This is a genomic window from Rhodomicrobium vannielii ATCC 17100, from assembly GCF_000166055.1.
Classification (GTDB): Bacteria; Pseudomonadota; Alphaproteobacteria; order Rhizobiales; family Rhodomicrobiaceae; genus Rhodomicrobium; species Rhodomicrobium vannielii.
Genome location: NC_014664.1, coordinates 1,816,349 through 1,837,733, shown reverse-complemented (window position 1 = coordinate 1,837,733; position 21,385 = coordinate 1,816,349). Strand labels below are relative to the sequence as shown.

Annotated in this window: 17 protein-coding genes; 7 read left to right on the top strand and 10 right to left on the bottom strand. The window is 62.5% G+C overall.

What is annotated here, in order from left to right; translation table 11 throughout:
- Positions 1–11: 11 nt before the first annotated feature.
- The 4 genes from RVAN_RS08450 to RVAN_RS08435 all read right to left on the bottom strand — a co-directional run bounded on the left by RVAN_RS08450 (position 12) and on the right by RVAN_RS08435 (position 4,982).
- Positions 12–1,685 (bottom strand): L,D-transpeptidase, encoded by a 1,674-nt coding sequence (locus RVAN_RS08450; RefSeq protein WP_013419325.1) that lies wholly within the window; start codon positions 1,683–1,685, stop codon positions 12–14.
- Positions 1,686–1,761: 76 nt separating this feature from the next.
- The gene (locus tag RVAN_RS08445) at positions 1,762–2,418 is read right to left on the bottom strand and encodes a Pr6Pr family membrane protein (protein ID WP_013419324.1); all 657 of its coding nucleotides are present in this window, start codon (positions 2,416–2,418) and stop codon (positions 1,762–1,764) included.
- Positions 2,419–2,523: 105 nt separating this feature from the next.
- A complete protein-coding gene (locus RVAN_RS08440) occupies positions 2,524–4,119 on the bottom strand; it encodes a 2-isopropylmalate synthase (RefSeq protein ID WP_013419323.1) in 1,596 nt (531 codons plus the stop codon).
- Between the two features lie 299 nt (positions 4,120–4,418).
- Positions 4,419–4,982, bottom strand: coding sequence for a TIGR00645 family protein (locus RVAN_RS08435; protein ID WP_013419322.1), 564 nt, complete (start codon positions 4,980–4,982; stop codon positions 4,419–4,421).
- A 362-nt stretch (positions 4,983–5,344) separates the two neighbouring features.
- Between RVAN_RS08435 and RVAN_RS08430 the strand changes: the two genes are divergently transcribed.
- The 4 genes from RVAN_RS08430 to RVAN_RS08415 all read left to right on the top strand — a co-directional run bounded on the left by RVAN_RS08430 (position 5,345) and on the right by RVAN_RS08415 (position 9,626).
- Entirely contained in the window at positions 5,345–6,313 is a 969-nt protein-coding gene (locus RVAN_RS08430; RefSeq protein ID WP_013419321.1) for a GNAT family N-acetyltransferase, read from the top strand.
- Between the two features lie 126 nt (positions 6,314–6,439).
- Positions 6,440–7,915 (top strand): hypothetical protein, encoded by a 1,476-nt coding sequence (locus RVAN_RS08425; protein WP_013419320.1) that lies wholly within the window; start codon positions 6,440–6,442, stop codon positions 7,913–7,915.
- Between the two features lie 101 nt (positions 7,916–8,016).
- The gene (locus tag RVAN_RS08420; protein ID WP_013419319.1) at positions 8,017–9,192 is read left to right on the top strand and encodes a vWA domain-containing protein; all 1,176 of its coding nucleotides are present in this window, start codon (positions 8,017–8,019) and stop codon (positions 9,190–9,192) included.
- A gap of 155 nt (positions 9,193–9,347) precedes the next feature.
- Positions 9,348–9,626, top strand: coding sequence for a hypothetical protein (locus RVAN_RS08415; RefSeq protein ID WP_013419318.1), 279 nt, complete (start codon positions 9,348–9,350; stop codon positions 9,624–9,626).
- A gap of 188 nt (positions 9,627–9,814) precedes the next feature.
- On the opposite strand, the gene RVAN_RS18890 is transcribed toward RVAN_RS08415, so the two are convergent.
- On the bottom strand, positions 9,815–11,083 hold the full coding sequence (locus RVAN_RS18890) for a DUF2865 domain-containing protein (RefSeq protein ID WP_013419317.1): 1,269 nt from the start codon (positions 11,081–11,083) through the stop codon (positions 9,815–9,817).
- Positions 11,084–11,128: 45 nt separating this feature from the next.
- Positions 11,129–11,356 carry a hypothetical protein gene (locus tag RVAN_RS20105; protein WP_155942394.1) on the bottom strand — a complete coding sequence of 76 codons (228 nt, stop codon included), beginning with the start codon at positions 11,354–11,356 and terminating at the stop codon, positions 11,129–11,131.
- Positions 11,357–11,368: 12 nt separating this feature from the next.
- Here RVAN_RS20105 and cysS point away from each other — a divergent pair, with 12 nt between their 5' ends.
- Both cysS and cimA read left to right on the top strand, forming a co-directional pair.
- Complete coding sequence (gene cysS / locus RVAN_RS08405; RefSeq protein ID WP_013419316.1) at positions 11,369–12,718, top strand: cysteine--tRNA ligase; 1,350 nt, start codon at positions 11,369–11,371, stop codon at positions 12,716–12,718.
- A 101-nt stretch (positions 12,719–12,819) separates the two neighbouring features.
- Positions 12,820–14,484 carry a citramalate synthase gene (cimA, locus tag RVAN_RS08400; protein ID WP_013419315.1) on the top strand — a complete coding sequence of 555 codons (1,665 nt, stop codon included), beginning with the start codon at positions 12,820–12,822 and terminating at the stop codon, positions 14,482–14,484.
- 484 nt (positions 14,485–14,968) lie between these two features.
- On the opposite strand, the gene RVAN_RS08395 is transcribed toward cimA, so the two are convergent.
- From RVAN_RS08395 to RVAN_RS08380, 4 genes are all read right to left on the bottom strand, one after another.
- Positions 14,969–15,151, bottom strand: a complete 183-nt coding sequence (locus tag RVAN_RS08395) for a hypothetical protein (protein WP_155942393.1) — start codon at positions 15,149–15,151, stop codon at positions 14,969–14,971.
- Between the two features lie 178 nt (positions 15,152–15,329).
- Positions 15,330–17,276 carry an acetate--CoA ligase gene (gene acs, locus RVAN_RS08390; protein WP_013419313.1) on the bottom strand — a complete coding sequence of 649 codons (1,947 nt, stop codon included), beginning with the start codon at positions 17,274–17,276 and terminating at the stop codon, positions 15,330–15,332.
- 101 nt (positions 17,277–17,377) lie between these two features.
- Positions 17,378–19,666: an adenosylcobalamin-dependent ribonucleoside-diphosphate reductase gene (locus RVAN_RS08385; protein ID WP_013419312.1), complete on the bottom strand. Its 2,289-nt coding sequence runs from the start codon at positions 19,664–19,666 to the stop codon at positions 17,378–17,380.
- A gap of 174 nt (positions 19,667–19,840) precedes the next feature.
- Positions 19,841–20,347, bottom strand: coding sequence for an Hsp20/alpha crystallin family protein (locus tag RVAN_RS08380; RefSeq protein ID WP_013419311.1), 507 nt, complete (start codon positions 20,345–20,347; stop codon positions 19,841–19,843).
- 111 nt (positions 20,348–20,458) lie between these two features.
- Here RVAN_RS08380 and RVAN_RS08375 point away from each other — a divergent pair, with 111 nt between their 5' ends.
- Positions 20,459–21,385 (top strand): alpha/beta fold hydrolase, encoded by a 927-nt coding sequence (locus RVAN_RS08375; RefSeq protein WP_013419310.1) that lies wholly within the window; start codon positions 20,459–20,461, stop codon positions 21,383–21,385.

The window sequence follows — 21,385 nt, the reverse complement described above, 5'->3', positions numbered from 1 at the left end:
CGCGGGACGGGTCAGCGCGTGAGGATGACGAAATCGGTGTATTCGCCGGTTTCGTTGCTGATCCCCGAATCCGAAACGATGATAGAACCACCGGACCAGAGCATTTCCGAAATCTTGTCTTCGACTTCTTCCGGGATTTCGATGCGGTCGAGCGCGGACGATGCGGATACATTCGGCGCAAAACGCGGCTTTTCTTCCTCGCCCTTGCGGCGACGCGTGCGCGGCTCGGCAAGGTCTTCGCTGGGCTCCGTGAGCGTCATGGAGAGCCAGCGAAGCTTCGGCGCGCCTTCGACGCTCCCTCCCTTCGCGGGTTGCATGGCCATGTAGAGATGCGTGCCGAGCGGCTTGCCGGGGTCGCGGATGGTAACCGGCACATCGAACACCTTGATGTAGTTCTGGCGAACGTAAAGCCGCTGGGTCTTCCGGCTGATGAAGATGGAAACCGGCGCGAGCCTGCGCTTCCAGAACAATGTGCTGTTCGCGGCCTGCGACCGGGTCACGTCGAGCTGACGGAAGGCCTTCTGCGCGACAGCAGCCGCCTCGTCCTTCTCGGCCTTGGCGCGCTCGGCGGTCTCGACCTGCGTCTGCGCTTCCTTCACCTTCGTTTCGGCTTCGGTTTTGGCCGCTTCGGCCTCGGTGCGTTTCGTCTCGTTGTCGCCGACGCGGGCCAGGCGCTTGTCAGCCGCGTCGAGGCGATTGCTGGCGACGGACAGTGCTATCTGCGCCTTGCGAAGGTCGGTCGCGGCGATGCGCTGTTCCTGCACGCGCGCTTCGACGTTGCGGCGGGCGGGACTGGCCGCGCGTTCGGCCTCATCGGCGGTCTTCGCGGCAATCTTCGTCATGGTGAGCGCATATTCGCGCGGATTGAGCAGCTTGCCACCCGCGTTGGCGCTGTCGGGAGCCTCGGCCTTGACGTCGATTTTCTGCGCGTCGGCGGCGGAAGCGCCTTCCGCGATGGTCACCGCGTTCGCCAGCATGCGCCCGGAAATCGACGCAGTCTGTTCGCTCCCAGGGGCCTGCAACATCGCGGGTTCCGGCAGCTTAGCGTGCGAGAACGGCATCGGCACCACATCGCCCCTCGCCACGATCACGCGCTCGGTGCCCTCGGTGGCGTTGAACATACGGCTCGCGAAATCACCCGGCAAGCGGATACAGCCGTGGCTCGCGGGGTAGCCTGGCAGCGCGCCCTGATGCATCGCCACGCCCGACCACGTCAGCCGCTGCATGAACGGCATCGGCGCGCCGCTGTAGATGTTGGAGCGGTGATATTTGTTCTTCTGGATGATGTTGAAGATGCCGGTCGGCGTAGCATGGCCGCGCGCGCCCGACGAGATCGGCGCCTGCGCATAGATGCCGTCGTTTGAATAGGCGGTGACGCGCTGCTTGCCGATATTCACGACGAAGAACAACGGGCGGTTCAGCGGTGCAGGCGCGGGCGCTTCCACCTTTTGCTTCGGACGGTCGTAGGAGCGGTATCTCGTCCGCGCGTCGGCCGCGTCAAACGGCGCGAATGAGGCAGCGGCGAAGCAAGAGACAAGAGCAAGATCACGCCAGCGGGCGAAGGACGTACGAAGCGGGTTGTTCACGGGATCGGCCCCCCCAGCCGTAGCTCGACGCATCATGGTAAGCCTTTTCTTCGTTTCAGCGTCATGATCGAGCGACGGATTTGCGACGCATACAACCATGGGACGCCTTCACTAAAGGGTTCTCTATAAGGTTCATAAGGCCGCTGGAGTTACAATTCGGTGTGCGTTTGGATCGTCACGCGGTCGGCACCTCACCCGACCAGCGGTTCTGAAGCGAGCCCAGAAGCCAGTCGACTATGATGAGGACAGTTCCCAGAGTCAGAAAAAACGCGGAAAACAATAACCCGCTCCATAACACGCTGGTGTAGCCGCGCTCCGCTACGTTCAGGAATGGGTAGGGATAGAAGCCCGTCAAAGCTCCGTGAACGAGCGTCCAGACGAAGAAAATGGCTGGCGGGACGAGCCAACCCAACTGGTCCTTGAGGCGGAGTGTGCCTTTGGGAATGAGAATGAGCCAGTATCCGACGAAAACGGCCGGTACGACGAGATGAAGCGTTCGCTCGGCCAGAAATTCGATGCCCGACGGCGCGTACAGGTGCCGCAGGAGCGCCGCATAAACCGTGGCAACCACGATGATGTAAACGGCGAGCGCCGTATTCGCAGACGGCCGGTTCCATATGCGCGCGTCGGACGCGTTTGCGGCGGTTGCGCCGAGCAAAGCCGCAATGGCTAGATTGGTCAGGATCGTGAAATAGCTGAAGTAGTTGAGGATCGCGCCGCCGACGCTGTGACCGCCGGGGTGCGCGCGGTCGATCGCGAGATGAAGCTGGATGGCGAGCGCAGTTATGCACAAGGCGGCGACAAAGGTCGCGGTTAGCCGTCTCGCGAGCATCGGTCGAAGTCCTCCTTCGCAGATTGTCAGCCGGAGGACGAACAGCCGGGACGCGGCTTTGTGCCCTGTCCCGGCTCAATTTCTTGCGCGGCTCGAAGGTGGCCGTTAAGCCGCCGTGCCGCCCGACTGCGCATGCACGCGGTCGCGCTTGATGGCGAGCTTGTTCAGCGCCGACACATAGGCGCGCGCCGATGCAACCATCGTATCCGTATCCGCGCCGCGCCCGGTGACGGTCTTGCCGTTCTCTTCCAGCCGCACGCTCACTTCGGCCTGGGCGTCGGTGCCTTCGGTTACGGCATGCACCTGATACAGCGGCAGCCGTGCCTCATGCGGAACGATGGCCTTGATCGCGTTGAACGTCGCGTCCACCGGACCGTCGCCCGTCGCTTCCGCCGTTTCCTGCTTGCCGTTGACTTCCAGCGTGATCGTCGCCTTCTGCGGGCCGCTGGTTCCGGCGATGACCGTCAGCGCCAGCACCTTCACGCGGTCGTTCGCCTGCGCGATTTCCTGATCGACCAGCGCTTCGATGTCCTCGTCGTAGACGTGCTTCTTGCGGTCAGCCAACGCCTTGAAGCGCACGAACGCGTCCTCGAAGGCGTTGTCGCCCAACTCGTAGCCCAGATCGCGCAGCTTTTCGCGGAAGGCATGGCGGCCCGAATGCTTGCCCATGACGAGCGAACTGGCGCGCACGCCGACGCTTTCCGGCGTCATGATTTCGTATGTGGACGCGTTCTTCAGCACCCCGTCCTGATGGATGCCGGACTCATGTGCGAACGCATTCTTGCCGACGATGGCCTTGTTGTACTGCACCGGGAACGCGGTGACGGCCGAGACGAGGCGCGAGGCGCGCGCGATCATCGTGCTGTCGATGTTGGTCCAGTAGGGCATCACGTCGTTGCGCGTCTTGATCGCCATCACGACTTCTTCCAGCGCGGCGTTGCCTGCGCGCTCGCCGAGACCGTTGATCGTGCATTCGATCTGCCGCGCGCCCGCCTTCACGCCCGCCAGACTGTTCGCGACGGCCAGGCCGAGATCGTTATGGCAATGCGTGGAGAAGATGACATCGTCTGCGCCCGGAACACGTTCCTTCAACATCGTGATGATGTCCACGAACTCGTCCGGCACCGTGTAACCGACCGTGTCGGGGATGTTGATGGTGGTCGCGCCCGACTTGATGGCGGCTTCCACCACGCGGCACAGATAATCCGGCTCGGTGCGAGTTGCGTCCATCGCCGACCATTCGACATCGTCGATCAGGTTGCGCGCGCGAGTGACAGACATCACCACGGCCTCGTAAACCTGCTCGGCGCTCATTTGCAGCTGATATTGCCGGTGCAGCGGCGATGTGCCGATGAACGTGTGGATGCGGCCGCGCTTCGCATGGCGCACAGCTTCGCCCGCGCGGTCGATGTCCTTGGGGTTGGCGCGCGCCAGCCCGGCGATCACGGCGTTATTCGAGCGCTTTGCGATTTCGGCCACGGATTCGAAGTCGCCCACCGACGCGGCGGGGAAGCCAGCCTCGATGATGTCGACACCCATCTCGTCGAGGATTTCGGCGACCTGCATCTTCTCCTCGAAGTTCATGGTCGCGCCGGGACACTGCTCGCCGTCGCGCAGTGTGGTGTCGAAGATCAGGATGCGGTCTTTTTCGGAGCGGGCGGCGAAAGCGTCCGCGGAAGCGGGGGAATTGGAAACGGTCATCTAAAGGAGTCCTTACCTGGATGTGTGGAGCATATCACAAACCGGGCAAGACCTCTAATGGAGCGCCCAGGTTTTAACCCCCAAGCGCTCGCCCGTTCGCCGGACCGTCAGCGCTCAGGGGCAGATAAGGAGAAGGAGGCCGCTCGTCGCGGGGCGCATGCGTGCGCTTACACGGGACGGGGCAGAAGCCCGGGAGCCCGAAAAATGCGCGACAGACATGGCCATTGTGATTTCCATAGCGGTCATATCGCACATCTTCAGGCTCCGGACAAGCTCTACCAACGATCAATCACGGCGCGCTAGGACACAGGCGTGTCCTTATGGGGCCGATACTTCTCCGCTTCCAACTCTTCCAGCTTGTGATGGCCTTCCGAAAGGCGGTCCATGATCGCGAACAGAACGCCCGAAACGACGAAGGTGAGATGCAGCACGAGCCGCCAGATGATCTCTTCCTGATTGACGTTCTTGATGTTCACGAAGGTCTTCAGAAGCTCGATGCCGGAGATGGCGACGATCGTGCCCATCAGCTTGATCTTGAGATCGGAGAACGTGATGTGACCCATCCAGTCCGGGCGGTCCTCATGGTCGGTGATGTGCATCTTCGAGACGAAAATCTCGTAGCCTGCGAACACGATGATGAGCACGAGATTGGCCACCATCACGATGTCGACGAGCGACAGCACGGTGACGATCACCTTGCCGGTTTCGGCGCCGGCCAGCACCTCGGGCGCGAACTTGACGAACTCGCGCACGAACGTCACGAGCAGCAGCCCCAGCGAAACGACGAGGCCGAGATAGAACGGCGCGAGCAGCCAGCGGCTCGCAAAAATTCCCGATTCAAGAGCGTTTTCTATGCGCTTCATTAATCCTCCGATGGGTGGCGATCCCGGAACCGGACCGCGGGTGCGGGAAAACTCACACGCCGCTCCAGCAGATGCTTCACAGTGCATCTTGCGGCGACATGGCAATGCCTTAATATTCCTTTTTAGCGATGGCAGAATTTCGAGCCAGAAGCTAGTGTCCCGAATACGGAGTTCGTCAGACGTCGCGGCGGGCTTTTGAAAGGCTACGGATTTCGGACAGCACCAGCAAAGCCTACGTTTCTGATGTGGTTTCGGATTGTCGAGTTTCCAGGCGGGGTTCGTTCCGCCATGTGGCGAGCTTCAAATCCGCCTCCACGGGATGGGAACGGCAGATCATGCCGTGACTGACACAAAGAGGTTTCATGCGCATACCCTCCAACGGCCGGTCTGGCGGACTGCCTTCGTTCAGGTCGAAGCCCCTGTCATTCCTCCGGCTCGCGGCAAAGCGTCGGCGGCGTTTCCCGATCTTCCCGCTCAGGAAGCCGAAGCGGATTTACGGCAAGATCGGCAACCTCGAAGTGCGCCTTGCGCGCTCGGTCGCCGATATCAAGAAGGCGCAGCGCCTCCGTTTCGAAGTTTTCTACAAGGAGATGGCCGCCATCGCCGACGCGCGGACGCGCATCAAGAAGCGCGACGAGGATCAGTACGACCCGATCTGCGACCATCTGCTCGTTATCGACAAGGCGGTCGAGCGCACGGCGAAGCGGCCCTGGCCGAAGCGGTCGAAGGTGGTCGGCACCTATCGCGTGCTCCTTCAGGACGTCGCCGAAAAGAACCTGGGGTTCTACACGCAGGGCGAATACGACATCGCGCCCCTCGTCGAGAGGAAGCGCGCGACGCACAAATTCATGGAACTGGGCCGCTCCTGCGTGCTCAAGCCCTACCGCAACAAGCGCACTGTTGAGCTGCTATGGCAGGGCCTGTGGAATTACATCCGCGAGCAGCGCGCCAATGTCATGATCGGCTGCGCGAGCTTTCCCGGCACCGACCCGAAGGAGCATGCGCTTGCGCTCAGCTTCCTGCATCATTTCTCGCGCGCACCGGAGGATTGGCTCGTCTCGGCGCATCCCGACATCAAGGTCGACATGAACATGATCCCGAAGGAAGAGATCAACGCGAAGGAAGCGTTGAAGGGCATGCCGCCGCTCATCAAGGGTTATCTCCGCCTCGGCTGCTACATCGGCGACGGCGCGGTGGTAGACAAGCAATTCGGTACGACGGACGTGCTGATCGTGCTGCCGATGGAAGCGATCGACCAGCGCTATTTCTCGCATTTCGGCGCGCCCGACGAGACACCGGCGCAAGGGCGCAAGGGCCGCGCGGTTCATTAGGCGGCAGGCGGCGCGCTCGCGAGGGCGCTTTTTCATCCGCTGTGCGAACGGGGCGCGCGCTGAACGTGTGAGCCTCGCAGGCCGAAGCTAGGCAACGCGGGAAAAAGCGGAAACAGAGGGACACGCATGAAGGCTTTTTCGTCGCTCGGGGCCGTTCTGGCGCTCTGGCTCGGCGTGAGCTTCGCGCTGTGGCTTCTCTATCGCCTCTTCCGCAGTCACGACGGCTCGCGTCGCAAGGCGCTCGTCGATGACGCGCGCGCGCTGGTGGACGAGGGCGCGGAAATCCTTGCCGCGCTTCGCAGGCGTTCGCCCGCATCCCGCCGCATTGCGTCTTTCGAAACCGAGGAAGATGTGCGCGAGGATGTGCGCCGCCTTCTGAACGGCATCGAGGCGAACAGCGCCTATTTCGAGCGCGTCAACGCCGCGAAGAAGAAACTCCAGACCGCGTTCGACGTGGCGGATTTCGCGCCGCTTGCCGAGGTGCTGCAAATCAGGCGCGATTTCTGGGCGGCGTCCGAAATTTTCCTGATCGAGGATATTCGGCTGCTTGGGCCGGAACTCGCCGACGAGCACGCGCTCGAAACCTTCCGCGACGAGGCGCATGCGCTGCTTTTCCGCGATCCCGAAGCCGACTGGAACCCGAAAATTGCCGACACTGACCCCGTGGCGCTGCGTCTGTCGCTCGCGCGGCAGGAGGCCGAAGCCTTCGCGGGCCATATCGCCGGCATCATCGCGGCGGAACGCGAGCAAGGCCGCATGCCACGCCCGGCCGAAATCGCGGCGGTTCCGCTGTCGCTGTTCCGCGCGGTTGGCACGGTCTGGCGCGAAGGGCGGAGCATCGCGGTCGATGCGGCGGCCACGGCGCGGCGGTTCGCCCGCTCAGTCGGCGAGAAGGGCTTTGCGGCTGCGGCCGAGGAGTTGCGCCGCGCGCGCACCGACCTCCCGGGGCAATTCGCGAACGCCTTCGAACGTGCGGGGGGCCTTGCGCGGAAGGGCGGCGAGGGGCTGAAGCGGCATTACGAATTCGTGCTTGAAGCGCAGGAGCTTCGCGCGCGCTACGCGGAACTTCTCGCCCGCGCGCCGCATGTCAGCGAGAAGGGGCGGCAGTTCCTCGCGCGGCTCGAACTGGAGCGCCGCGCCGAGCAGTTCCGCGAGACCTCTGGCGGCGCGTCGGACTGGCTGCGCCAGCGCGTGGTGATCGGCATCGCGCTTCTCATTCGCGGGCTGCAATATATTCAGGCGAAGGTCACACCGCAGAAGAACAAGCAACTTGCCGTGCGTCCGTCGGCGGGTGAGCCTGCGCCGACGCGGACCGAAGCCGCCGCCGCGCCCGAGGCAGCGCCGGAGCCACTTCGCGCTCTGCTGATGCCAGCTTCCGCCTATGCGGGCGGCAATCGCGGGCGCGCTCAGAAATCGCCGTCGAAGCGAAGGGCGGCCGACGCAGAACCGCCTCGCGGGAAGCGCGGCGGCTCGCTGCTGGACCGCCTCGAAAGTGTCGGCGCGGAGCAGGACGGGGCCGCCGATGCAAGCGGCGGGCGGGCCGCGAAGCCTCAACCGGAAGGGAAGCCCGCAAAGAAAAAGGGCCACCATCTTTTCGGCTGACAAGGCAGGCGGCGCGCCATCCATTTCCCCACGGCGGTGGCAATGATAGGATGGTCCGCGATAATCCGAGCGCGAGACCCGCACGGCCCGAGGCGAACACGATGTTCCTGAACTTCTTCTACGAGTTGAAAAACGCCGGGCTACCGGTGAGCGTGAAGGAATATCTCACGCTGCTTTCGGCCGTGGATGCGGGCGTCGCGGGCAAGAAGATCGAACACTTCTATTATCTCTCCCGCGCCTCGCTCGTGAAGGACGAGCGCCATCTCGACAAGTTCGACCGCGTGTTCGGGCAGGTCTTCAAGGGCCTCGAAAGCGTCGGCGAAGGCATCGAGGCGGAGATCCCCGAGGACTGGCTGCGCAAGCTCACCGAACGCTTCCTCACCGACGAGGAAAAGGCGCAGGTCGAAGCGCTCGGCGGCTGGGACAAGATCATGGAGGAGCTGAGAAAGCGCCTCGACGAGCAGAAGGAGCGCCACGAAGGCGGCAGCAAGTGGATCGGCACGGGCGGAACATCGCCGTTTGGTGCGTATGGCTATAACCCCGAAGGCGTGCGCATTGGCCAGGACGGCAACCGCAATTTCCGCGCGGTGAAGGTTTGGGACAAGCGCGACTTCAAGGATCTCGACGGCGAAGTAGAACTCGGCACGCGCACCATCAAGCTCGCGCTTCGCAAGCTCCGCCGCTTCGCGCGGGCGGGCGCGGCCGAAGAACTCGACCTCGACGGCACGATCAAGGGCACGGCGCACAAGGGTTATCTCGACATCGCATTTCGCCCCGAACGGCGCAACACGGTGAAGGTGCTGCTGTTCTTCGATGTCGGCGGCTCGATGGACTACCACATCAAGGAGACGGAGGAGCTTTTCTCCGCCGCGCGCTCCGAATTCAAGCACATGGATTATTTCTACTTCCACAATTGCATCTATGAAGGCGTTTGGAAGAACAACGCGCGCCGCCACGCCGAGCGCGTGCCCACGTGGGACGTGATCCACACCTATCCGTCGGATTACAAGGTGATCTTCGTCGGCGACGCGGCGATGTCGCCGTATGAGATCGCGCTCGCGGGCGGGTCCGTGGAGCACTGGAACGAGGAAGCCGGGCAAGTGTGGATGCAGCGCATGCTCGACACGTTCAAGCACGCGGTCTGGCTCAACCCAACGCCCGAGCGCTACTGGAGCGAAACGCCGTCGCTGCAAATGATGCGGCAGATCGTGGAAGGCCGCATGTATCCTCTGACGCTCGACGGCATCGAGGCGGCCATCGCGGAACTGCTGCGGTAACGCGACGGCGCGCCGCGGGTGTCTCCCACATCGCGGAGGAACCAATCGGATTCGGCCCGGTTCACCCTTTATCGAATAATCCTCAAATCCGACGATGACCGCATCGCATCCGTCCGATAGCGAAGCGGTGAGGTATTTTTCGGAAAGGATCGCGAATGACAGGGGAAACGAAGACCCGCCTTGCGGTGATGGCGCTGGTTTACATGATGGTGAATGCCGTGCTGTTCGGCGCGGGGATGCTGCTCTTTCTGAACGGCGATTCGATCGGCCCGCACGATCAGGCGAGCACTGGCATCTGGACCATTGTTGCGGCGAGCTTCATCCTTGCCGCGCCGATCTCGTGGTGGCTGACGCCGAGGCTCAGGGCCCGGTACGGACGCCGCCGGGAGGAAGCACCTGCTTCCGACCCACGCACGGGCCGAGATCGCATGTGAAGCCCTTCTCCCAATGGATCGCTGGCGAATTTCCGTGCTGCGGGAACAGTGATCTTACCGCAGGGCGAGGGGAGGGCAGAATGCACGCCGCGAGCTTAGCAGCGAGCGCGAGCCGAAGCGGGCCTTCCTGTAGTGCGACGGCCAAAATTCAGCCGGACATAGGCATCCTTGCTGCCATCCAAAAGGCGTCAACGCCCCCTCGGGATCGGGGTCACGGTAATATCGCCATCCGTTGCTACGCTTGACGAGGTCGACGGGACGGCTTGCGGCGTGGAGGGCAATTTGGCGGGCGGCGTCGCGGGCGCATTCTGCACGGCCTGCGAGATGCGCTGAGCGAAGTTCGGATCGCCGCCTGCGCTGGGTGCCGTCGTAGGCGCCGCCGGGGCAGGAGCCACCGCCGACTTGCCGGCCTTGCTGCCGCTCGCATCCGCGCGCTTCGATGTCCGCTGCGTTTCCTCAAACTTGGCGATTTCCTCGCGCGAATACTCGGTCGCCTTGCACGAGCAGCCCTTCACGAAAACCTTGCGGTTCCGGAACGCGAAGGGTTGCGTCACATAGAGGCGACCGGACAGCGAAACCATCTGGTCCACGTCCTGGTCGGAGCGGTGATAATAAAGCTCGGCCGGGGACGCGCATTGCGACTGGCAGCGCTCCGCATCGGCTGGAAACTGGCTTTCGCTCGTGGCGGTCGAGATCGGATAATAGAAGCCGTCGCATTCGCGCACGCACAGCGTTCGGTAGGTTGACGCGCCGCCATAGGTCGGTGTCGTGGTCCAGGTCGAGCGCGGCGCGGCGGGTTCGGAATCCTCCTCGTTGCTGAAGAACGAGAAGATGGAATTGTCGCGCCTGCGCTGCGCATCATATTCGCGGGCGTATTGATCGCCGCAGCGGTTGCGCGCGAGGTCGGCCACGATGTCGTCATGGCGAGCGCGGGGGGCGCTGCCGCGCACGATGGCATCCCGCCGCGACTTCAACTGAGTGAGGTTGGCCTTCGCTTCCTGCACCTGCCGGTCGAGGTCGAGGCAGCGCGGCGTGCGACGTAGCGTCTTGCCGAACAGGAACATGTCTTCATAGCAGTCGGAGCGGTCGGCGTCGGACTGCGCGCGGCGAAACGCCATGTCGGCGTTGCGCATGTCGGCGTCGATCCTCGGCAATTGATCTTGCCCGGTGTTTGCCCCGCCGCCTGCAAGCTGCGCTTCGAGGTCGCGGCACCGCGGGTTTTGATTGCCATAGGTGGAAGCGGAGGGCGGCGCGCCATAGGGCTGGCCGTAAGGCGGCTGCTGCTGGCTCTGTCCGTAGGGTGCCGGGTTCTGGCCGTAAACGGGCTGCTGCTGCCCGTAAGGTGGCGCATCGTAACGGCCGGAACTGCCCCACTGCGCCGCGCTCTCCGTGGCACCGAACGCGAGCGTCACCGCCGCCCAGCAAAACAAGCTTACACCGCGAAAGAAAGTCGTCATATCACCTGCCGCCGATCGGGGCCGGGCGGCCCCTGCCTCGAAGTATTAGCCCCAGTTGCTGCCGTTCGCAAACCAGCCCTTGAGATTCACGCGAAATTTCACTGCAAAATCGGTGAGTCCCGCACTGTCCGGCTTGACCTCGTACAAATTTGCGGCAATGTTCGGATCATGAGACAAAATGTTTCCACCTGCAGCCGGTGCATTATTAACGCGAGCTAGAAAAACGCTGGCGCGGCACAGGATTTTTGTTTCAAAGACAAGCCCCGCCAGCAAGGGCCAGGGCTTATGAAGCTTAAGCTTTACAATACGCGGACGCGACGCAAGGAACTCTTCCGGCCCATAGACCCAAAGGCCGTGCGGATGTATGTGTGCGGACCGACCGTCTACGATTTCGCGCATATCGGCAATGCGCGCCCCGTCATCGTGTTCGACGTGCTGTTCCGGCTGCTGCGGCACATCTACGGTGCGGAGCATGTCATCTATGCCCGCAACATCACCGACGTCGATGACAAGATCAACGCGCGCGCGGCCGCCGAGGGCGTTTCGATTCGCGAGCTGACGGAGCGCACCGCCGCGCAATTTCACGCCGACGCTGCCGCCATCGGCGCGCTGCCGCCGACCATCGAGCCGCGCGCGACCGAGCATATCGCGGAGATGATTGCGCTGGTCGAGCGGCTGGTGGAGCGAGGCCACGCCTATGCGGCGGAAGGTCACGTGCTGTTCAACGTGCCGTCCGACGACGATTATGGCGGATTGTCCCGCCGCTCCGTCGACGACATGCGGGCGGGCGCGCGCGTCGAGGTTGCGCCCTACAAGCGCGATCCGATGGACTTCGTGCTGTGGAAGCCGAGCGAAGGCGCGGAACCGGGATGGGAAAGCCCGTGGGGCTTTGGTCGCCCCGGCTGGCATCTCGAATGCTCCGCCATGGCCGAAAAGCACCTCGGCACCGTGTTCGACATCCACGGCGGCGGCATCGATCTGCTCTTTCCGCATCACGAGAACGAGCTGGCGCAATCGACCTGCGCGCACGACACCGAAGTCATGGCGAATTACTGGGTGCACAACGGACATCTTCAGGTCGAAGGCCAGAAAATGTCGAAGTCGCTCGGCAATTTCATCACGATCCGCGACCTGCTGAAGGACTGGCCGGGCGACGTGATCCGCCTCAACATGCTGCGCACGCATTACCGTCAGCCGATGGATTGGACGGCGAAAGGGCTGGCCGAGAGCGACCAAATGTTGCGTCGCTGGCGCACGAATCTCTCGCACGAGGCTTCCGAAGACGATCTGGATAGCAAAGATTTCGCGGAGCTTGAGTTTTTTCGACGCGATCTCGCGGATGACCTTAACACCCCGATGGCTATCGCGGAAATCCATAAGATGGGGCCTTCCGGCCGAAAGTTCGCGCTCGATCTGCTCGGCCTCGGCGAACCGGCGGAAGACCCGCGCCTCATGGCTGTGGATGAAACCGGAATCGAGGCGCGAATTACCGCGCGGCTGGCGGCCCGCAAATCGAAGAACTGGGCGGAGGCAGATCGCATCCGCGACGAACTCGCCGCGATGGGCGTTGCGTTGATGGACGCGAAGAACCCCGCGACGGGCGAAATCGAAACGACCTGGGAAATCGCGCGCTAGACCTGCCCGCCGACCGGAAACGGGGCGAAGCTTGCAAAGCGTGCGCGATTTTCGGCGCTCCCGGCTGGCGAGGGGCGCATTCCTGTTTGATTGGGCAAGTTATGAAAAAGCGGCTGTATCTGTTCGACACCACGCTGCGCGATGGTGCGCAAACCCTCGGCGTCGATTTCTCGCTCGAAGACAAGCATCTCATCGCGAAGCGCCTCGACGTGCTCGGCATCGATTATATCGAGGGCGGCTATCCCGGCGCGAACCCGGTGGACACGGCGTTTTTCGAGGCGCCGCCGAAGCTTTCCGCGAAGCTCGTCGCCTTTGGCATGACGAAGCGCGCGGGCCGCTCCACCTCGAACGATCCCGGCTTCCAGCAACTTCTTTCGGCGAAGGCGGACGCGGTTTGTCTCGTTGCGAAGTCGTGGGATTTCCATGTTGACCTGCAACTCGGCATCACGCTCGATGAAAACCTCGACGCCATCCGCGCGTCGGTCGCGGCGGTGGTCGAGCGCGGGCGCGAAAGCATCATCGATTGCGAGCACTTCTTCGACGGCTACAAGGCGAACCCGGATTATGCGCTCGCCTGTGCGAAGGCGGCGTATGAGGCCGGCGCGCGCTGGGTGGTGCTATGCGACACGAACGGCGGCACGCTTCCGCACGAGGTCGCGAAGATTGTGGCGGCGGTGACGAGCGTGCTCCCCGGCGACCATATCGGCATCCACGCGCATAACGACACCGAGCAGGGCGTGGCGAATTCGCTCGCCTCCGTGCTTTCGGGCGCGTGTCAGATCCAGGGTACGCTGAACGGCCTCGGCGAGCGCTGCGGCAATGCGAACCTCACCTCGATCATCCCGACGCTGCTGCTGAAGGACGATTTCGCGGGCGTGTTCGAGACGCGCGTAACGCCCGCCGCGTTGAAGACGCTCACCTCCGTCTCGCGCCAGTTCGACGAACTCATGAACCGCCAGCCGAACCGCCACGCGCCCTATGTTGGCGAATCGGCCTTCGCGCATAAGGGCGGCATCCATGCCTCGGCGGTGAACAAGGAGCCGAAGTCCTACGAGCACGTGCCGCCGGAAAGCGTTGGAAATGCGCGCAAGTTGCTCGTTTCCAATCAGGCGGGGCGGTCGAACATCCTCGCTGAACTCGCCCGCATCGGCATGGAAGTGGCGAAGGACGATCCGCGCCTCGCCGCGCTCCTCGACGATGTGAAAATCCGCGAGGCGCAAGGGTATGCCTACGAGGCGGCCGACGCCTCCTTCGAACTTCTCGCGCGGCGCGCGCTTGGCGAGGTGCCCGATTACTTCGACGTGGACCAGTTCCGCGTCATGGTGGAGCGCCGCCACAATGCGAAAGGTGAGCTCGTCACCGTGTCCGAAGCCGTGGTCAAGGTGCGCATCGGCGACGACGTTCTTATGAACGCGGGCGAGGGCAACGGCCCGGTGCATGCGCTCGATCAGGCGCTGAGGAAGGATCTCGGCGCGTATCAGCCGAGCATTCAGGATCTCGAACTTGTGGATTTTCGCGTGCGTATCCTGACGGGCGGCACTGACGCGGTCACACGTGTGCTCATTGAGTGCCGCGAAAAGTCTACCGGCGAGCGCTGGTTCACAGTGGGGGTGTCGCCGAATATTGTCGACGCGTCGTTCGAGGCGCTGCTCGACTCGGTCAATTTCAAGCTTTTGAAAGACGGAGTGGCAGCAGTGGCGCGCACCGAGAGTGTGGTGCGGTTCGACGGTGCAGCCGTGCGCCGGAGCCAGGTGGAGCGAATTTGAAATGTTGCTCCACTGTGCGGAAGCCGTTCGTTTTGAATCGGATGGTCTTCCAAGGCGTATGGGCTGCGATCGGACGAATTGCCAATCTCTTTCGCTTGGGAGTGCGAGAATTTCTTCGAAGCTGCCGGATATAGTCCAATATCGGCCATTGCTCTAGGTCGATATGGACTGACGCGAGCTTGACAGATGCAAGAAAATTGTCGTCGCCGCTTGTCGTATCGAGTTGCGACGGCACGGAAGTGTTTAAGTTTTTTGAAAAAGCGCTAACGCCGTTACGGCGGCGGTAAAGCTAGGCCGAGAGGCCGGGCGCTTCTTCTGTACGGCGTATCGCCCCACGCGCGGCGCTGTTCGAGGGCGTTTCGCAAGGCGTCGGCGTCATAAGCAGCTTGATCGCACCGTCTGATAGGGGCGCGGGCGATTTCGGCGCAAGCCGAAGCAGCGACGAGCGCTTCAGGCTTGTCTACGGGGCGGTCGGATCAAAACCCTAACTGAGCCAAAGCTCAGCCTCGGCTTTGCCGGGCTCATCGGTCGCGGAGAGGCGGACCGAGAGAAAGTCCTCAACGTCGCTGCTTTCGAGTGCGTTTCTTTCCATGACCGGGGTCAGGAGCGTGGGCCGAAAGCCCAAGTTCACTCTGACCTCGGCATTGTCGATGTTCCGCTCAGGCATGGCTCTTTCCAATGTCATCCACGGCCTGCCTACTAACCGGATTCGAGAGAAAATGCATGCTTCCGCGACACTGCCAGCGCTTCTCACCGAAGGCCGTTGCACCAAAGTAACAGCCCCACGTAAGGTTTAACGATCACAAAAGGCGGGGGTGGCCGAAGCGCGCCCCCGCCGATTCAAATCAGGCGACTGCCTTGTTCATGCGATTCTCGATCAGATCCGACACCACGCCCGGTTCCGCCAGCGTGGACGTATCGCCGAGGTTCGAAAAGTCGTCCTCCGCGATCTTGCGCAGGATGCGACGCATGATCTTGCCGGAGCGCGTTTTCGGCAGGCCGGGCGCGAACTGGATGAGGTCCGGCGTCGCGATCGGCCCGATTTCCTGCCGCACCCAATTGCGCAATTCGGTGCGGAGCGCCTCGGTCGGCTCGATGCCTTCCATCAGGGTGACGTAGACATAGATACCCTGACCTTTCAGGCTGTGCGGATAGCCGACGCAGGCCGCTTCCGCCACCTTCGGGTGAGCCACGAGCGCCGACTCGACCTCGGCCGTCCCCATGCGGTGCCCCGCCACGTTGATCACGTCGTCGACGCGGCCGGTGATCCAGTAGTAGCCGTCCTCATCGCGGCGGCAGCCATCGCCCGTGAAATAGGTGCCCGGGTAGGCCGAGAAGTAGGTTTGGACGAAACGCGTGTGATCCTTGTAGACGGAGCGCATCTGGCCGGGCCATGAATCGGTGATGACGAGGTTGCCCTCTCCAGCGCCCTCGATCGGCTGCCCATCAGGCGTCACGAGTGCGGGCTTTATGCCGAAGAACGGCAGCGTGGCCGAGCCGGGCTTAAGGGCGATAGCACCGGGCAGAGCGCTGATGAGAATGCCGCCGGTTTCAGTCTGCCACCAGGTGTCGACGATGGGGCAACGTTCCTCGCCGACGACGTGGTAATACCATTCCCAAGCTTCGGGATTGATCGGCTCACCGACGCTACCAAGCAGTTTCAATGACTTGCGGCTCGTTTTCTTGACGAGTTCGTCCCCGGCGCCCATCAGCGCGCGAATCGCGGTTGGCGCTGTGTAGAACGTGTTCACCTGATGCTTGTCGATGACATCCCAGAAGCGCGATGCCGTGGGATAGTTTGGCACGCCCTCGAACATGACCGTCGTCGCGCCGTTGGCGAGCGGGCCGTAGAGGATGTAGCTGTGGCCGGTGACCCAGCCGACGTCTGCCGTGCACCAATAGATATCGCCATCCTTGTAATCGAAGATGTATTGGTGCGTCAGAGAAGCATAAACCAGATATCCGCCGGATGTGTGAAGCACGCCCTTCGGCTGGCCCGTCGAGCCCGACGTATAGAGAATGAACAGCGGGTCTTCCGCGTTGATCTCCTCCGGCGGGCAATCTGCAGAGACGGACTCCATTTCTTCCGCAAGCCAGTAATCCCGGCCGGGTGTCCAGCCGACCGTGCCATTGGTGCGTTTCACCACGAGCACGCGTTCCACGCTTGGGCACTTTTCAAGCGCTTTGTCGGCGTTCGCCTTGAGCGGAACCTTGCGGCCACCGCGCACGCCCTCGTCGGCCGTGATGACGACGCTCGAGTCGCAGTCGACAATGCGGCTCGCGAGGCTGTCCGGCGAGAACCCGCCGAAAACGACTGAATGGATTGCTCCGATGCGCGCGCAAGCGAGCATCGCATAGGCGGCCTCGGGGATCATCGGAAGGTAGATCGTGACGCGATCGCCCTTCTTGACGCCGTGCTTCTTGAGCACGTTCGCGAAGCGGCTGACGCGGTCATGTAGTTCTCGATACGTGACCTTGAGATCCAGATTCGGCTCGTCGCCTTCCCAAATGATGGCAATCTGGTCGCCACGAGTTTCGAGATGGCGGTCGATGCAGTTCGCGGCAACATTCAGCGAGCCGTCTTCGTACCACTTGATCGAGACGTTATGAGGATCGTATGAAGTGTTCTTGACCTTTGTAAACGGTTTGATCCAGTCGATGCGGGCGGCCTGTTCACCCCAGAAACCTTCGGGATCGCTGACGCTCTGCTCGTAGAGCGCGCGATACTTGTTTTCATCGATGTAGGCCGAGCTGCTCCAGGCCTCGGAGACTGGATAAATTTTGCCCGTCATGTCGTCCTCCACAATCCGCTTTTTCAGCGTCATTTATGTTTGATTGCCCATCCTAGGGCAAGTTGCGCAAAGGTCGAACACCCGAAGAGCTGAAGCGTCGTTCAATTGCATGTGGAGAACCCGCAGACGCGGCAGGCACGGCATCCTTCCTGCGAAATCATCCCCGGCGCCCCGCATCTCGGGCAGAAATTCGTCAGGTATATCCCGCCCTCCTGCACGCTATCGTCTCCCGGCGGCGACGGTACGGCACGCGCAAGTTCGGAAGCCCCGCCATGAAAGCCGATATGGATGAAATGCCGCTCGACGATGTCGCCTATTGCAGCGAGGAGGCTCGGCACGTAACGCCCCTCCATCCAGGCGCCGCCGCGCGGATCGAACACAGCCTTGAGTTCCTCCACCACGAAGCTCACGTCACCGCCGCGCCGAAAAATGGCGCTTATCATGCGCGTGAGCGCGACTGTCCACGCGTAGTGCTCCAGATTCTTGGAATTGATGAATATTTCGAAGGGCCGGCGCTCGCCGTTCTCGATGCTGTCGTTGATGGTTACATAGATGGCGTGGTCCGAGCCCGGCCATTTCAGCTTGTAGGTGAAGCCCGAAAGCACCGGTTCGCGCAAGCGAGGTATCGGTTCTATGGAGTGTCCCTCGCGCGCCACGGCGGCAGCGAGTGGAAGCGCGGGCTGGGCGGGCGGCTCTTCGGTGGAAGCGGGCGTGAGAACTTCCCCCGTCACTGCGTTGGGGCGATACGCGGTGCAGCCCTTCAAACCCAGGCGATATGCGTCGGCATACAACATTTCAAAGTCCTCGAACGGGATGGACGCCGGACAATTGACCGTTTTGGATATTGAAGCGTCGACATGCCGCTGGAGCGCAGCCTGCATTTCAAGGTGTTGAGCGGGCGTCAGTTCGCGCGCCGCGACGAACGCGGGCGGCAGCGGCTCGCTGCCTTGCCTTTCGCGGAAGATCCGTACGGCGTAATCTTCAACCGTTTCGTGTCGCGCGGAACCATCCGGCTGGAGCACCCGCCTGCTGAACTCGAAATCGAAAACGGGTTCGACGCCGCTGGAGACATTGCCCGCCAGAAGCGAAATCGTGCCCGTGGGAGCGATCGAGGTCAGAACGCCGTTTCGGATGCCATGTTGCCGGATGGCCTTTTGCAGCGGTGGCGGAAGCGAGGCGGGGAACGGGCGCGCGAGGAAAGCCTCGGCGTCGAACAGGGGAAAAGCGCCCTTTTCTTTCGCGAGTGCCGCGCTGGCCTCGTAAGCGAGCTCCGAAATGCGCGCCATCCACGACGCCGCGAGTGCGCGCCCGCTTTCCTCGCCATAATGCGCGCCACAAAAGATCAGCGCGTCTGCAAGCCCCGTGACGCCAAGGCCGATGCGCCGCTTCGCCTTCGCTTCGCGTTCCTGCGATGGCAGCGGGTAGCGCGACACGTCGATGATGTTGTCGAGAAGCCGCACGGCGACGGGCACAAGCCTTTCAAGGCGCGCCTCGTCAAGCCGGGCCTCGGGTTCAAAGGGCTTTTCGATCAGCGCGGCGAGGTTGATTGACCCGAGAAGACAGGCGCCGTAAGGCGGCAAGGGCTGCTCGCCGCAAGGGTTTGTTGCCGAGATCGTCTCGCACCACGCAAGATTGTTGGCGGCGTTGACGCGGTCGATGAAGATGACGCCCGGCTCCGCATAGTCGTAAGCGCTGCGCATGATCTTCAGCCACAGGCCGCGTGCGCTAACCTCGCGGAAAACGGTGCCTTCGAACGTGAGCGGCCAGCGCGCATCCGCCTTCACCGCCTCCATGAAAGCGTCTGTCACGAGCACCGAAAGATTGAAGTTTCGGAGCCGCGCAGGGTCCGCCTTCGCCTCGATGAAGGCTTCGATGTCGGGATGATCGCAGCGGAGCGTGCCCATCATGGCGCCGCGGCGCGATCCGGCGGACATGATCGTTCGGCACATCGCATCCCACACGTCCATGAAGCTGACCGGGCCGGACGCATCCGCGCCCACCCCCTTCACGGGCGCGCCCTTTGGCCGCAGCGTGGAGAAATCGTGGCCGATACCGCCGCCCTGCTGGAGCGTCAGCGCAGCCTCCCGGACATGCGCGAAGATCGAGCCCATATCGTCGCCGATCTCGCCCATGACGAAGCAATTGAACAAGGTGACGTCGCGGCCCGTGCCAGCTCCCGCGAGGATGCGTCCCGCCGGTATGAAGGCGAAATCCGCCATCGCATCCAGAAAGCGCTTCTCCCAATCTTTCTGGCTGGCTTCTTGTTCTGCCAATGCGGCCGCCCTTGCCACGCGGGCGAAAGTTTCCTCCACTGATTGCTCAGGTTCGCCATGGGCGGGCGTGTAACGATACTTGGCTTCCCATATCTGCCGGGAAATCGGGATCAGCATCGAAGCGTCCAAACCTTTTGATATACGCGTTACGATCCCCAAATGTTCCCCTTTTGTCCTGGAGTGTCAAGTCTGCCATGTGGATAAGTTGTTAACGAAACGTGAACGAAGGCACCAAACCGTGAAAAGGCGGCGCGGTGATTTATCGCGCCGCCTTTGTTGGTCACGCGCGGACTAAGTGGAGATTTGACCGCTTTTGATTTCGATCTTCTTCTGCGGCTTTATGTGATCGTCCTTCTTCGCCAGAGTAACCGTAAGCACACCGTTGTCGAAGGTCGCCTCGACCTTGTCCTCATCGATGGTGTCGGGTAGCGGGATCGTGCGCGTGAACGAGCCGAAGTTGCGCTCCTTCACGTAATAGTTTTCATGCTCCTCCGACTTCTCGCTTTTCTTCTCTCCGCTGATGCGAAGCTGCCCGTTGTGCACCGTCAGTTGCAGATCCTTCTCATCGATGCCGGGCAGTTCCGCTTTCACCACGAGTTCCTTGTCGGTCTCTTTCACGTCGAGAGACGGCGTCAGGCCGTGGCCTGCCGGAACGCCCTGCCGAAAACCGGCGAGTTGCGGAACTCCCGAGAGAAAGTTTTCGAAAAGCCTGTCCATTTCCGTTCGGAACGATTGAAACGGGTCTCCGTAGCGCGGGGGCGGGGCGCCACGACCTTTGCTCGAACCTTCGTCAGCCATCGTTCTCTCCTTGTCTGATGTGCTAACATTCCGAGATGGCCGCCTCATTCTTGAGGCGGTTCTTTTCTATATTTAAATCCGCATGCGATGTTTCAACCGGAGGGGCGCATCATGGCGTTTGCAACCAGCACCCGGCATAGCAACGCCGCCGTTTTCGCGGGGGAGCCGCGAACGCTGGCGCTTTCCGGCGGCCGCAAGCTCGCATGGTCTGAATATGGCGACGACGCGGGGCTGCCCGTCTTCGTCTTTCACGGGACGCCCGGATCGCGCCTCATGTATCGGCTGGCTGACGCGCCCGCGCGTAGGCTCGGCCTGCGCCTCATTTCACCCGACCGGCCTGGCTTCGGGGCATCGGACTTCCAGCCGGGGAGGAAGCTCGTCGACTGGCCGGGGGACGTGGCGGCGCTCGCGGATCGCCTAGGCATCGGGCGGTTCGCGGTGGCGGGCGTCTCGGGCGGTGGGCCTTATGCCGCTGCGTGCGCCGCACTTCTACCCGACCGCGTGATGGCCGCCGCGCTCGTCAGCCCTGTCGGTCCGATGTGCCCGCCCGAAGGCCCGGCAAATCTGCCGCGCGGCGAGGCGATCTTCTTTCGTTCCATGCCACACTATACGCTCGCGATGACGGGCGTCTTTTCGCTGAGCCGCGCGCTGTTCAAGGCCGCGCCGGACGCCATGTTTCGCGGGCTGATGCGCCGCGCGGGGCCAGCCGACGCGCCGATCCTGTCGCGGCCGGAGGTCAAGGCGAACGTGCTCGCGGGCGTGATCGAGGGCATCCGGCCGGGCATTCGCGGTGTCGTGCAGGAGTTCAGGATTTTCTCGGAGCGGTGGGACATTCCGTTCGAGGCGATCGAGGCGCCGTTCCTCCTCTGGCAGGGGCTGGCCGACCGGAACGTGCCGGTTTCGGCCGCGTTGCATCTCGGTGAGCTTGTGCCGCAATGCAGACCTGTTCGCGTTGTCGGCGCGGGTCATTACTGGATCTTCGATCACATGGAGGAGGTTCTCGGCGCGCTCAAGGACAGCATCACCGCTGCGTCGTAA

Bases quoted from the DNA above. Each gene is read 5' to 3' on its own strand.
- RVAN_RS08425 (WP_013419320.1), top strand. From the start codon at position 6,440: ATGAAGGCTTTTTCGTCGCTCGGGGCCGTTCTGGCGCTCTGGCTCGGC.
- RVAN_RS08420 (WP_013419319.1), top strand. From the start codon at position 8,017: ATGTTCCTGAACTTCTTCTACGAGTTGAAAAACGCCGGGCTACCGGTG.
- RVAN_RS08395 (WP_155942393.1), bottom strand. From the start codon at position 15,151: ATGCCTGAGCGGAACATCGACAATGCCGAGGTCAGAGTGAACTTGGGC.
- cysS (WP_013419316.1), top strand. From the start codon at position 11,369: ATGAAGCTTAAGCTTTACAATACGCGGACGCGACGCAAGGAACTCTTC.
- cimA (WP_013419315.1), top strand. From the start codon at position 12,820: ATGAAAAAGCGGCTGTATCTGTTCGACACCACGCTGCGCGATGGTGCG.
- RVAN_RS08445 (WP_013419324.1), bottom strand. From the start codon at position 2,418: ATGCTCGCGAGACGGCTAACCGCGACCTTTGTCGCCGCCTTGTGCATA.
- RVAN_RS08440 (WP_013419323.1), bottom strand. From the start codon at position 4,119: ATGACCGTTTCCAATTCCCCCGCTTCCGCGGACGCTTTCGCCGCCCGC.
- RVAN_RS18890 (WP_013419317.1), bottom strand. From the start codon at position 11,083: ATGACGACTTTCTTTCGCGGTGTAAGCTTGTTTTGCTGGGCGGCGGTG.
- RVAN_RS08375 (WP_013419310.1), top strand. From the start codon at position 20,459: ATGGCGTTTGCAACCAGCACCCGGCATAGCAACGCCGCCGTTTTCGCG.
- RVAN_RS08380 (WP_013419311.1), bottom strand. From the start codon at position 20,347: ATGGCTGACGAAGGTTCGAGCAAAGGTCGTGGCGCCCCGCCCCCGCGC.
- RVAN_RS08450 (WP_013419325.1), bottom strand. From the start codon at position 1,685: ATGGTTGTATGCGTCGCAAATCCGTCGCTCGATCATGACGCTGAAACG.
- acs (WP_013419313.1), bottom strand. From the start codon at position 17,276: ATGACGGGCAAAATTTATCCAGTCTCCGAGGCCTGGAGCAGCTCGGCC.
- RVAN_RS08430 (WP_013419321.1), top strand. From the start codon at position 5,345: ATGCGCATACCCTCCAACGGCCGGTCTGGCGGACTGCCTTCGTTCAGG.
- RVAN_RS08415 (WP_013419318.1), top strand. From the start codon at position 9,348: ATGACAGGGGAAACGAAGACCCGCCTTGCGGTGATGGCGCTGGTTTAC.
- RVAN_RS08385 (WP_013419312.1), bottom strand. From the start codon at position 19,666: ATGCTGATCCCGATTTCCCGGCAGATATGGGAAGCCAAGTATCGTTAC.
- RVAN_RS08435 (WP_013419322.1), bottom strand. From the start codon at position 4,982: ATGAAGCGCATAGAAAACGCTCTTGAATCGGGAATTTTTGCGAGCCGC.